This window comes from Phocoenobacter uteri (assembly GCF_900454895.1).
GTDB classification, from domain to species: Bacteria; Pseudomonadota; Gammaproteobacteria; order Enterobacterales; family Pasteurellaceae; genus Phocoenobacter; species Phocoenobacter uteri.
Genome location: NZ_UGTA01000001.1, coordinates 99,306 through 112,100 on the forward strand (window position 1 = coordinate 99,306; position 12,795 = coordinate 112,100).

Genomic DNA, 12,795 nt, shown 5'->3' on the forward strand with positions numbered 1-12,795 from the left:
AAAAAATTTACAAATGGCATTATTGATAACAAGTAAGTGTACGAACTGTGATATGTGTGAGCCTGAATGCCCCAACCAGGCAATTTCAATGGGCGATGAGATCTATGTGATCGATCCTGTACTTTGTACAGAGTGCGTAGGGCATTATGAAAAACCAACCTGTCAAAAGGTTTGCCCTATTTCAAATTGCATTAAAAAAGATCCTGACAATGAAGAAACCCAAGAGCAACTGTGGGAACGTTTTGTGATGATCCACCATTTTAATGAAATTTAATTTTCATCTAAGGAAAATCAAATGAAGAACAAAAAGATCCTTTCAAGCCTTGCTACACTAGTGGTTGGATTGGGCGTCATGTTATTTTCAAATAAGGATTCGTTATTAGCGAAGTCTTATGAGAAAACAGGTTCAAAGGCGAATACGACTCAATCTAGTCAGTATTCAAATAAAAATGTGGATTACGACACCGATATGCGTCGTGATAAATATGGGCGACATAATGCCTCTGTGGATTATTATATGCTGGCTCTTTCTTGGTCGCCAAGTTTCTGTGAGTCTAAAAGACGTCAAGGTAATTTACCTCGTGGTTTACAATATCAGTGTGCTAATCCCCATAAATTTGGTTGGGTCATTCACGGCTTATGGCCACAAAGTCGTTCGGCTCGTCAAATCGATCAGCACCCACGTTTTTGTCAAGGCGATTTACCGCCTGTTGATGAGCGTATCATTGAAAAATATATGAAAGAAGCACCAGGTAAATCCTTGCTACAAGGCGAATGGGAAAAACACGGTGCTTGTGCATTTAAACAGCCGCAAGACTATTTTAATATGCAAAAGTCTTTATATAACGATTTAAAATTACCGAATAAAAAATTAAATCGTAAAGCGTTATTCCGTTGGATGAAAGAGCATAATCCTAAATTAAAATATGTCTATTTAGGGGCGAGCCGTAACGAACTTTATATTTGTTACAACAAAAAATGGCAGCCAATAAGTTGCCCTAAACACCACTAAATAAAACGTCCTAAACCTGTCGGAATAAAATAATCCCCCCTTATCATCCTTAAATAGTTTGAAGAGGGGGGATTTTTATTACCTCAATATCCTAAATAATGTCACAAAATTTTTATTATAGACTTTTAGGAGACGATTATGTCTTTTCAGACTGAATTTAAAACATTATTTGAACAATCCTTAGCACAATATTGCCAAACTCGTTATCTCACACCACAACAACTTTCAAAAACACAGTGGTATCAATTTATTGCACAGGTTAGTCAACAGGCAATTTTGCAAAAATCACAAAAAAATAGACCGCTTACGGATGTTCGTCACGTCAACTATTTATCAATGGAATTTTTGGTGGGGCGTTTACTCGGCAACAATTTACAAAATCTTGAAGTTTATGATTTTATCACTCAACAAGTAAAACAATATGGTGCTGAACTCGTTGATATTTTAGAACAAGAAACCGATCCAGCATTAGGAAATGGCGGGCTAGGACGTTTAGCTGCTTGTTACTTAGATTCAATGGCAAGCCTTGCACAACCAGCAACAGGCTATGGTTTACATTATCAATATGGCTTATTCAAACAATCTTTTTCTGAGCAAGGTAAACAAAAAGAGCAAGGTGACGCGTGGGGGCGTGATTTTTATCCGCAACAACAGCACCATTTAGATTTTACCCAGCAAGTGGGCTTTGGCGGAGAAGTGAAGCTGATTTCTCATGATAAATATGCGTGGAAGCCAGAATGGATCGTTAATGGCGAGGCTTTTGATTTAGCTGTTGTGGGCTATAAAGGGATTCAACAGCCATTACGCTTATGGCAAGGATACAGTGAAACGAGCTTTGACCTAAGCAAATTTGATGAAGGGGAATATCTCTTTGCGGAAGAAAAAGTAATTGACGCGTCAAAACTTACCAAAGTGTTGTACCCAAATGATAACCACCAAAACGGTAAGGCATTACGCTTAATGCAACAATATTTCCACTGTGCTTGCTCTGTGGCGGATATTATCAAGCGTCATTTAGCACAAGGGCGTAAATTAGAACAATTAGCTGAATATGAAGTGATCCAACTTAACGATACCCACCCAGCGATTGCGATCCCAGAGTTAATGCGTGTTCTATTAGATGATTACGATTTTTCTTGGCAACAAGCGTGGCAAATTTGTAGCCAAACCTTCGCTTACACTAACCACACTTTATTACCAGAAGCACTGGAACAGTGGGATCAAAATCTCTTGGCGAGTTTATTACCACGTCATTTTATGATTATTGACCGTATCAATAACGAGTTATATCACCAAGTGAAAGCCCATTTTAGTGATGAGGAATTTTCAGATATATGGCAACAAACAGCGGTACTTTTTGGCTACCGTGTCAGAATGGCAAATCTTTGTGTAGTAGGATCTTTTGCAGTGAATGGTGTTGCAAAAATTCACTCAGATCTTGTGGTTAGCGATCTTTTCCCTGCTTATGCACGCTTATTTAAAGATCGTTTTTATAATGTGACAAACGGAATTACACCACGTCGTTGGATCCGTCAAGCAAATCCACAATTAAGTGCGTTACTGGATAAACATATTAAAGGCGATTGGACGAAAGATTTATCCTTATTACAACAAATTGAAAAATTTGCAAAAAATGAAAAATTTCAGACCGCTTATGCACAAATAAAACAAGCAAATAAACAACGTTTAGCGGATAAAATCAAGCAAGAATTAGGCTTAGAGGTGGATACACAAGCAATTTTTGATGTGCAAATTAAGCGTTTTCACGAATATAAACGCCAGCAACTTAACCTGTTAAATATCATTGCGACCTATCAAGAATTAAAGGCAAATCCAAATCAAGATGTTGTGCCACGTGTATTTATTTTTGCAGGTAAAGCCGCTCCAGGTTATTTTATGGCGAAACAAATTATTCACGCCATTAACTGTGTCGCTGATGTGATCAATAATGATCCTGATATGAAAGGTAAATTGCAGGTTGTCTTCTTACCTGATTATCGTGTAAGCCTTGCGGAAATCATCATTCCAGCAGCCGATGTGTCAGAGCAGATTTCTCTTGCGGGGAAAGAAGCCTCAGGCACAGGGAATATGAAACTTGCGTTAAATGGGGCGATCACCTTAGGCACATTAGACGGTGCAAATGTGGAAATTGCTGACTACGTGGGCAATGAAAATGTGATTATTTTTGGGCATACGGTTGAGAGTATCAAGCAAGAATTAAAAGCAGGTTATGAGCCAATGAGATATTATCAACAGGATAAAGTTTTAGCTCAAGCGATTGATTCTCTTGCCAATGGCACTTTCTCAAAAGGCGACACCACGACCTTTGAAATGCTAGTAAAAGAGCTATTAACAAAAGACAGCTTCTGTACTTTGGCGGATTTTGCAAGCTATCGTCAAGCTCAACAAAAAATTGCAAATTTCTATCAAAATCGTACCGCTTGGATCGAAGCCACGATTTTAAATACTGCAAGATTGGGGGCATTTAGCTCGGATCGTTCAATTAAGGATTACCAAACGCAGATTTGGAAAAAATAATTTTTAGTGTGAGTTGTTATTTTGGGTAAGTGATTTTTGTTATATATACAGAATTCACTTACCTTTTTTATTTTTAATTGATAGAAAAAAGCTATTTATTTTATAGGTACGAAAGGTGTTTTTTATTAACATAGATCAAACATAGAATTGTAATATAAATGTTAAAATAAAAAATCTATCAATAAAACAGAGGATTACCTATGAAAACAAAATTATTTTTTTCGGCAATTGCCGTTGGGGTGGCTACATTTTTAGGCACAGTGGGCTATGTTCACGTTTTTGACAAAGAACAAGCAGAAACATTGATTACAAAAGCAGATTTATCCGATGAATCTCGTCAAGTAATGAAAGTTTTTTATGATAACGGCTGTCAATATTGCCATACATCAAATGCAGAATTACCATTTTATTCATCGCTTCCAGTTGTGGGGAAAATGATGAGCGATGATGTCAAAAATGGTACTCGTGTATTTATGCTAAACAATATTTTAGACGGAATGAAAGATCCATCTAAATTATCAGAAGTAAGTTTAGCAAAATTAGAACGTGTGTTAATTAACAATGAAATGCCCATCACTGCATTTAAGCATGTTCACTGGGGTTCTGGTCCTGATGATCGAGAAAAAGCAACAGTTTTAAATTGGATCCATAAAGCTCGCCAAGAAAATTTCTTACCAAAAGAGACGGAAGGGACAGATGCAACTCGCTTAGTACAACCTATTCCAAATGCATTAAAAACTGATCCACTAAAAGTAGCATTAGGGGATAAATTGTATCACGATGGACGTTTATCGGGCGATGGTACAATCCAGTGTCATACTTGCCACCAATTAGGCAATGGCGGGGTTGATGGCTTAACCACATCAACAGGTATTAAAGGACAAAAAGGTGGAATTAACGCACCAACTGTTTATAACGCCGCGTTTAACTTCTTACAATTTTGGGATGGTCGAGCTAAAGATCTAGCTGCACAAGCAGGTGGTCCACCACTAAATCCGATTGAAATGGGTTCTAAACATTGGCAAGAAATTGTTTCTAAATTAGAAAATGATGAAGCCTTTAAACAGCAATTCTTAATGGTTTATCCTGAAATTAACGATCAAACGATTACGAATGCAATCGCTGAATTTGAGAAAACTTTAATTACCCCAGACAGTGCTTTTGACCTTTATTTGAAAGGTGATGAAAACGCTCTAACGGCATCACAGTTAAAAGGTTATCAATTATTTAAAGAAAATAAATGTGATACTTGCCATACTGGAGTTGCAATGGGGGGACAATCTTTTGAATATATGGGCTTGTATGATGATTACTTTGCAGCAAGAGGCACACCTTTAACAGATGCAGATAAAGGGCGTTTTGCACAAACCCAAGATCCTGCAGATATGCACAAATTCAAAGTACCAACTTTGCGTAATGTGGCGTTAACAGCCCCTTATATGCACGATGGTAGTGTGAAAGATTTGAAAGAAGCGGTAAAAGTGATGCTACATTATCAATCTGGTAAAGATCTTTCAGAGCAAGACGTTGCTGATTTAACTTCTTTCCTAGAAAGTTTAACAGGGAAGTACAAAGGAAAAATCTTAACCAAAGAAACAAAATAATTTAATTTTTCTTTTAGAATAAAAGACTTAGCTGAAAGGCTAAGTCTTTTTTTATGCTTTTTTATTATTTGGTTGTATGTGGTTTACTTAAAATTTGAAATAGCTCACAAATTAAGATTTATTTTTGTGATGATAGTCACATATTTACACAATTCTGGTTCAAATTAGAATCAAATGTCAGTAAAGTGATAGAAAACATTTTGTTTTTTTATGCTCAATTATTTTCGTTTTTGAAGTGAAATAATTGATTTCTTATATAAAAAAGAAAGAGGTTTGCAATGAAAAGTTCAAAATTTCAATTACTTAAAACTGTATCTGCGATTGCGTTAGGTTTAGCTGTTTATAACACAGCTTCTGCAAAAGGGCGTTTGACGGTTTATTGTAGTGCAACAAATGCAATGTGTGAAAATGCCGTAAAAAGTTTTGGTGAAAAATATGATGTAAAAACATCTTTTATTCGTAATGGTTCAGGAAGTACCTTTGCAAAAGTAAAAGCAGAAGAAAGTAATCCACAAGCAGATGTATGGTATGGCGGAACATTTGATCCACAATCCCAAGCGGGGGAAATTGGTTTATTAGAACCTTATAAATCAAAAAATATTGATCAAATTGAAGAGCGTTTCCGTGATCCAGGTAAGAAAAAAGGACATTATACCTCTGCAATTTATATGGGAATTTTGGGCTTTGGGGTAAACCTTGATCGCCTTGAAAAACTCGGTATCAAAGAAGTACCACAATGTTGGAATGATTTATTAAAACCTGAATTTAAACAAGAAATTCAAGTTGCTGACCCACAAAGTTCAGGTACAGCTTATACAGCGATTGCAACATTCGTTCAATTATGGGGTGAAAAGAAAGCATTTGAATACTTCAAACAATTACACCCAAATATTTCTCAATATACAAAATCAGGTGTAACCCCTTCTCGCAATGCTGCTCGTGGTGAAACAGCAGTTGGTATCGGCTTCTTGCACGATTATATGCTAGAAAAAAGTAAAGGTGCAAACTTAAAATTAGTTGTACCTTGTGAAGGAACGGGTTATGAACTTGGCGGTGTAAGTATTATTAAAGGCGCTAGAAATTTAGACAATGCAAAATTATTTGTTGATTGGGCATTATCTAAAGAAGGGCAAGAATCAGCGTGGCAAAAAGGGCAATCTTTACAGATTTTAACCAATACTACAGCTCAACAACACCCAACTGCGCCGAATCCTAATGAGTTAAAATTGATCAATTATGATTTTGAAAAATATGGTTCTTCTGATGAAAGAAAACGTTTAATTGATAAATGGATCAATGACGTAAAATTAGCTAAATAATTTTTCTTAGAGGATAATATGATGAAAAAATTTCAAACAAAATTGACGGCAGCTGGATTGCTTATTTCAGGTTTATTAGTAACGGATATGGCAATGGCATCTGGGCGTTTAACGGTTTATTGCAGTGCAAGAAATACAGTCTGTGAGCAACAAGTTAAAACTTTCCAAGAAAAATTTGGCGTTAAAACTGCTTTTATTCGTAATAGTTCGGGAACAACCCTCGCAAAATTAGAAGCAGAAAAAGCAAATCCACAAGGTGATGTTTGGTATGGCGGCACATTTGATACCCATTCACAAGCAGCGGAGAAAGGCTTATTAAAACAGTATAAATCTAAATATTTAGATGATGTAATGCCGAAATTTAAAGATCCCGGTAAATTAAAAGGCAATTATAGTTCTGTGGTTTATATGGGCGTGTTAGGTTTTGGCGTAAACACCGAGCGTTTAAAACAGCTTGGTATTAAAGAAATGCCAAAATGTTGGAAAGACTTAACAGATCCTCGTTTAAAAGGTGAAATTCAAGTGGCGGACGCACAAAGTTCAGGAACAGCATATACGGCTTTGGCAACTTTCGTTCAACTTTGGGGTGAAGATAAAGCCTTTGATTATATGAAAGCGTTACACAAAAATATCTCGCAATACACCAAATCAGGTACCGCACCTTCAAAAAATATCGCACGTAATGAAACTACTATTGGTATCGGTTTCTTACAAAACTATTCTTTTGAACGTGAAAAAGGCGCGCCGATCGAAGTGATTGTGCCTTGTGAAGGAACTGGATATGAGCTAGGTGGTGTGAGTTTAATCAAAAATGCTCGCAATGAAGACAATGCGAAGTTATTTATTGATTGGGTGATGTCACAAGAGTCGCAAGAGTCATTATGGAAAGATACGGCAGATCATCATATTTTAACCAATGTGAAAGCAAAAGCCTCTCCATTTGCACTTACGCCAGCTGAACTGAATTTAATTGATTATGATTTCAGTAAATATGGTTCAGAAAAATTACGTGCTCGCTTAATTGAAAAATGGTTAAATGAAGTAAAATTAGCTAAATAATTGACCGCTTAAACATTTCACCACCCTATTTAAGCCTTAAATAAGGTGGTGAAAATAACCCATTTATAATTAAAAAAATAATATTATGAAAAAACAATCAACTTTATCATCAATCACAAGTAATCACTTTTTTTGGATTGCGCTTACTTTGGTTGCCTTTGTTTGTTTACCAACCTTTGCTTTAGATTATGGCTTTGCGGATTCTACCCAAGAAGAAGTTTTACAAGCAATGGGCTGGACGAACAGAACAGGTGACATAGGATTTAATATTAGCTGGCTTTGGTTTGCTTCCATTTTTTCTGTTCCTTTAATTTCATATTATTTGAAACCACAAGGAAAGATAAAACAAGGTTGGGGCGAATTATTTGCTGTTCTTGGTGTATTTGCTTTTGTCTTTATTTCCGCTACTGTTGCAAAAATCAACTTAGGTTTTTCTATTTTGGTTTTAATGTTAGCACTTATTGCATTAGCGACAAATGCACTGGCGAAATTATCGGTCTTACAAGGCGATAAATTTATTATAGCCTCTCTGATTTGTATTGTTTTAACGATCTTTTTCTTTATCGTTTATCCAATCATCTCCATTTTTATTTCAATGTTTTATGACGGCTCGGAATTTGTGCCAAGCCAAGTGATTGATACCATAAAACAGCCATATATTTTACGCATCATCACAAACTCATTGAGTGTTGCTGCGACAATTGGGGTATTAGCTACTTTCTTCGGTTTACTCTTTGCGTTATACACGACACGTATCGCAAGACGTACCGCATTTATCGGTAAATTATTCTCGATTTTACCTATCGTGACCCCACCTTTTGTAGTGGCATTAGGGATCACCTTAATGCTCGGACGTTCAGGTTATGTGACTGAATTTTTAGTTAAATATTTTGGTTTTAGCAGTAACTGGTTATATGGTTTTGCAGGGATCGTAATCGCTCACACTCTCGCATTAACCCCATTATCCTTTATGATTTTAGAAGGGGCATTAAAATCAATTCACCCTTCAATTGAAGAAGCCTCTTACACAATGCGAGCAAATCGCTATAAAACCTTCTTCAATATTATCTTCCCACTATTAAAACCTGCACTCGCTAACTCATTCTTAGTGGTTGCTATTCAATCCTTAGCGGATTTTAGTACTCCATTAGTGTTAGGGGGAAGTTTCGATGTAATTTCATCACAAATTTATTTCTATATTGCAGGTTCGCAATTAGATTATGCGTCAGCAAGTACCTTAGGAACATTATTGTTAATCTTCTCATTAGGGATTTTCATTATTCAATATATGTGGATCGGTAACCGCTCTTATGTCACAGTTTCAGGAAAATCTTATCGTGGTGAAGTACAAGATTTACCACCAACAATGAAATCAATGATCACCTTTTTCTTAGGTTTCTGGACACTCTTCAACGCCGTGTTATACGGTAGTATTTTCTACGGAAGTTTCACTGTAAACTGGGGTGTGGATTATTCCTTAACATTGAAAAACTATGTCCTATTATTTGCGAGTGGCTTTGACAGTGGTGCGTGGCCATCATTGATTCAGACAGTACTCTTTGCATTAGTGGCGGCACCTATTACCTCTGTTTTAGGCTTATTGCTTGCATACATTACGGTACGGCGAGAATTTAAAGGTAAGAAAACCTTAGAATTTTTAACCTTACTCTGTTTTGCTGTACCAGGAACAGTTGCTGGGGTGGCATATATCCTCGCCTTTAACAATGCACCGATTTACATTACGGGAACGGGTATCATCATTATTTTATCAATGGTAACCCGTAATATGCCAATCGGTATGCGTGCCGCAATTGCAGGATTAGGACAGCTCGATCAATCCTTAGATGAAGCCTCACTTTCCTTGAAAGGTAGCTCATTTAAAACATTACTTTATGTGGTTTTACCGCTGTTAAAACCTGCGTTACTCTCTTCATTAGTAACCAGTTTTGTGCGTGCAATGACCACCGTATCCGCAATTATCTTCTTAGTAACGGCAGATACCCGCGTAGCAACATCTTATATTTTAAACCGTGTTGAAGACGGTGAATACGGTGTTGCAATTGCGTATGGCTCGGTGTTAATTGTAGTAATGATGTCAATTATCTTATTCTTTGACTGGATTGTGGGCGATACTCGAATTGCCAAATCTAAGGCGAAAAAACAATAATATTTAGGAATAAATTATGAATAAAACAAATGATAAACAATTTTTAGTATTAAAAAATGTGACCAAAGCCTTTGGTAAAGCTGTCGTTATTGATGATCTAAATTTAGAAATTGAACGTGGCACAATGACCACCTTACTTGGACCTTCTGGCTGTGGTAAAACAACGATTTTACGTTTAGTTGCAGGGCTAGAAACCCCAACATCTGGACAAATTTTTATTGATGGCGAAGACGTAACAAAAAGCTCAATTCAAACCCGTGATATTTGTATCGTGTTTCAGTCTTACGCACTTTTCCCACATATGTCTATTGCTGATAACGTGGGCTATGGTTTAAAAATGCTAAACGTACCAAAAGAAGAACGCCAGCAACGTGTTGAAGAAGCATTAGAACTGGTTGATCTTGCAGGATTTGGACCTCGTTATGTGGATCAAATTTCAGGTGGACAACAACAGCGTGTTGCACTGGCTCGTGCGTTAGTATTAAAACCAAAAGTACTACTTTTTGATGAACCATTAAGTAACCTTGACGCAAACTTACGCCGTAGTATGCGTGAAAGTATCCGAGAATTACAACAACGTTTAGGCATAACGTCACTATATGTTACCCACGACCAAACGGAAGCTTTTGCGGTATCGGATCAAGTTATCGTAATGCACAAAGGAAAAATAATGCAAAAAGGCACAGCCAAAGAGCTATATTTACGCCCTAATTCATTATTCCTTGCTAACTTTATGGGCGAATCAAGTATGTTTAAAGCCTATTTAAACGGCAATGTGGTCTCTGTAAATGGTTATGATATTACCTTAGATGACACTACTCAATTTAACCTACCTGATGGCGAATGTTTAGTTTGCGTACGTCCAGAAGCAGTATCTTTAAAAGCAGAAGGCACAGAAGCACAAAAATGCCAAATAAAAACAGCGATTTATATGGGAAATCACTGGGAAGTCGTTGCTTTATGGCACGGCGAAGAATTGTTAATCAATTTAAGCCCAGAAGACTTTGAAGAAAGTATTTCTGAAACTTATCTACATTTCTCGCAAACAGGTTTATGCTTATTGCCAAGAGAGTAGTTTTTTCTATTCAGTTTTATAATCAGCACCTTAATAATGCTTTATAAGGTGCTGATTTTTTTTATATAAAAGAATTTTTTTGCAAATTTTCAATAAAAAATAACCGCTTTATTTTTACCCCTAAAAAGATTAAAATTTTGCTATACATTTATTTTGAGGACATTATAATGCAACCAGCAACCAGCAACCAGCAACCAGCAACCAGCAACCAGCAACCAGCAACCAGCAACCAGCAACCAGCAACCAGCAACCAGCAACCAGCAACCAGCAACCAGCAACCAGCAACCAGCAACCAGCAACCAGCAACCAGCAACCAGCAACCAGCAACCAGCAACCAGCAACCAGCAACCAGCAACCAGAACAGCATAGCTGTACAAGCCTTTCTTAGCAACCTTGATAGCACACTTTGGAACGCTGCCGATAAACTTCGCAATAATTTAGACGCCGCCAACTACAAACATATCGTTCTCGGTTTTATCTTTTTAAAATACGTCTCCGACACCTTTACCGCCCACCAAACCAAACTTTTAACGCAATTTCAAGCTCCTGATGACGAGCTTTACTTAGATCCTGAATTCTTTGATGAATCAATGCAACAAAGCGAACTCAATCAGCGTGAATATTACACCAAAGATAATATTTTCTGGGTGCCTGAAAAAGCCCGTTGGGAGACCATAAAATCCCTGTGTAACACAAATATTGGTGATGAATTACCGTGGGGAAGCAAATTTAAAGGGGTAGCGTTACTGATTGATGACGCTTTTGAAGCCATTGAACAAGAAAATCCCAAACTCAAAGGGGTATTGCAACGTATCGCCAGTTTTGGGGTGGCAGAGAACACGCTGATCGGCTTAGTTAATACCTTTTCAGATACCAACTTTACCACGCCAACCCACAATGGCGAACCGATCCACCTACACGCCAAAGATATTCTCGGACACGTTTATGAATATTTTTTAGGACAATTTGCCCTTGCGGAAGGTAAAAAAGGCGGACAATATTTCACCCCAAAATCTATCGTAACCTTAATTGTTGAAATGCTCGAACCTTATCAAGGACGCATTTACGACCCAGCAATGGGCAGTGGCGGATTTTTTGTATCAACCGATAAATTTATTCAATCCCACTCGGGCAACCGCAATGCTATTTCCATTTATGGGCAAGAATCCAACCCAACCACACGCAAATTAGCGGTAATGAATATGGCAATTCGTGGCATTGATTTTGACTTCGGCACTCGCAACGAAGACACCCTAAAAAATCCGTTACATATTGATAAAAAAATGGATTTCATAATGGCAAATCCACCTTTTAATATCAAAGAATGGTGGAGCGAAAGTTTAGCGGACGACCCACGCTGGAAATTTGGCACACCGCCAGAAAGCAACGCTAACTTTGCGTGGTTGCAACATATGATTTACCACCTATCCGAAAAAGGCAAAATGGCACTGCTACTCGCCAACGGCTCAATGAGTAGCCAAACCAACAACGAAGGGGAAATCCGCAAAAATATCATCAATGCCGATCTGATTGATTGTATGGTCGCCTTACCGGGACAACTCTTTACTAATACCCAGATCCCCGCCTGTATCTGGGTTTTAAACAAAAACAAAACCCGCAAAGGCGAAGTGCTATTTATTGACGCCCGCAATATCGGTTATATGAAAGACCGTGTACTACGAGATTTTTCTGATGACGATATCCAAAAAATCGCCGATACCTATCACAAATGGCAGCAATCTACCGACTATGAAGATATCGCAGGCTTTTGCAAATCTGCCACATTAAACGACATTGCCGACAATGATTTTGTACTCACCGCAGGACGCTATGTCGGAGCAGAAGAAATCGAAGATGACGGCATACCTTTTGCAGAAAAAATGCAAAATCTGACCGCTTGCTTGCGTAAACAATTTTCCCAAGGACAAGAATTAGAACAACAAATCGAACAAAACTTAAAAAGTTTAGGGTTTTAAATATTTTGAAATATTATCGAAATGTAGGGGCGGATTGAGTGAGCA

General features: G+C 37.4%; 9 protein-coding genes. All 9 read left to right on the top strand.

Annotated elements, in window-relative coordinates; translation table 11 throughout:
* The first annotated feature begins 13 nt into the window (after positions 1-13).
* The 9 genes from DYE60_RS00460 (at position 14) to DYE60_RS00500 (ending at position 12,750) form a co-directional block, all read left to right on the top strand.
* Positions 14-274, top strand: a complete 261-nt coding sequence (locus tag DYE60_RS00460) for a YfhL family 4Fe-4S dicluster ferredoxin (RefSeq protein WP_115314648.1) — start codon at positions 14-16, stop codon at positions 272-274.
* Between the two features lie 21 nt (positions 275-295).
* Positions 296-1,012, top strand: coding sequence for a ribonuclease T2 family protein (locus tag DYE60_RS00465; protein ID WP_115314650.1), 717 nt, complete (start codon positions 296-298; stop codon positions 1,010-1,012).
* 138 nt (positions 1,013-1,150) lie between these two features.
* Entirely contained in the window at positions 1,151-3,550 is a 2,400-nt protein-coding gene (gene glgP, locus DYE60_RS00470; RefSeq protein WP_115314652.1) for a glycogen/starch/alpha-glucan family phosphorylase, read from the top strand.
* Between the two features lie 200 nt (positions 3,551-3,750).
* Positions 3,751-5,154 carry a cytochrome c peroxidase gene (locus tag DYE60_RS00475; protein ID WP_115314653.1) on the top strand — a complete coding sequence of 468 codons (1,404 nt, stop codon included), beginning with the start codon at positions 3,751-3,753 and terminating at the stop codon, positions 5,152-5,154.
* A 278-nt stretch (positions 5,155-5,432) separates the two neighbouring features.
* A complete protein-coding gene (locus tag DYE60_RS00480; RefSeq protein ID WP_115314654.1) occupies positions 5,433-6,473 on the top strand; it encodes an ABC transporter substrate-binding protein in 1,041 nt (346 codons plus the stop codon).
* 21 nt (positions 6,474-6,494) lie between these two features.
* Positions 6,495-7,532, top strand: coding sequence for an ABC transporter substrate-binding protein (locus tag DYE60_RS00485; RefSeq protein ID WP_115314655.1), 1,038 nt, complete (start codon positions 6,495-6,497; stop codon positions 7,530-7,532).
* 85 nt (positions 7,533-7,617) lie between these two features.
* Complete coding sequence (locus DYE60_RS00490; RefSeq protein ID WP_115314656.1) at positions 7,618-9,699, top strand: ABC transporter permease; 2,082 nt, start codon at positions 7,618-7,620, stop codon at positions 9,697-9,699.
* Between the two features lie 16 nt (positions 9,700-9,715).
* Positions 9,716-10,774, top strand: coding sequence for a ferric ABC transporter ATP-binding protein (gene fbpC, locus DYE60_RS00495; protein WP_115314658.1), 1,059 nt, complete (start codon positions 9,716-9,718; stop codon positions 10,772-10,774).
* 167 nt (positions 10,775-10,941) lie between these two features.
* Positions 10,942-12,750, top strand: coding sequence for a class I SAM-dependent DNA methyltransferase (locus DYE60_RS00500; protein ID WP_115314660.1), 1,809 nt, complete (start codon positions 10,942-10,944; stop codon positions 12,748-12,750).
* Positions 12,751-12,795: the final 45 nt, after the last annotated feature.

What these genes read in the sequence shown, in the direction of transcription:
- DYE60_RS00460 (WP_115314648.1), top strand. Translation starts at nt 14, where the DNA reads ATGGCATTATTGATAACAAGTAAGTGTACGAACTGTGATATGTGTGAG.
- DYE60_RS00465 (WP_115314650.1), top strand. Translation starts at nt 296, where the DNA reads ATGAAGAACAAAAAGATCCTTTCAAGCCTTGCTACACTAGTGGTTGGA.
- glgP (WP_115314652.1), top strand. Translation starts at nt 1,151, where the DNA reads ATGTCTTTTCAGACTGAATTTAAAACATTATTTGAACAATCCTTAGCA.
- DYE60_RS00475 (WP_115314653.1), top strand. Translation starts at nt 3,751, where the DNA reads ATGAAAACAAAATTATTTTTTTCGGCAATTGCCGTTGGGGTGGCTACA.
- DYE60_RS00480 (WP_115314654.1), top strand. Translation starts at nt 5,433, where the DNA reads ATGAAAAGTTCAAAATTTCAATTACTTAAAACTGTATCTGCGATTGCG.
- DYE60_RS00485 (WP_115314655.1), top strand. Translation starts at nt 6,495, where the DNA reads ATGAAAAAATTTCAAACAAAATTGACGGCAGCTGGATTGCTTATTTCA.
- DYE60_RS00490 (WP_115314656.1), top strand. Translation starts at nt 7,618, where the DNA reads ATGAAAAAACAATCAACTTTATCATCAATCACAAGTAATCACTTTTTT.
- fbpC (WP_115314658.1), top strand. Translation starts at nt 9,716, where the DNA reads ATGAATAAAACAAATGATAAACAATTTTTAGTATTAAAAAATGTGACC.
- DYE60_RS00500 (WP_115314660.1), top strand. Translation starts at nt 10,942, where the DNA reads ATGCAACCAGCAACCAGCAACCAGCAACCAGCAACCAGCAACCAGCAA.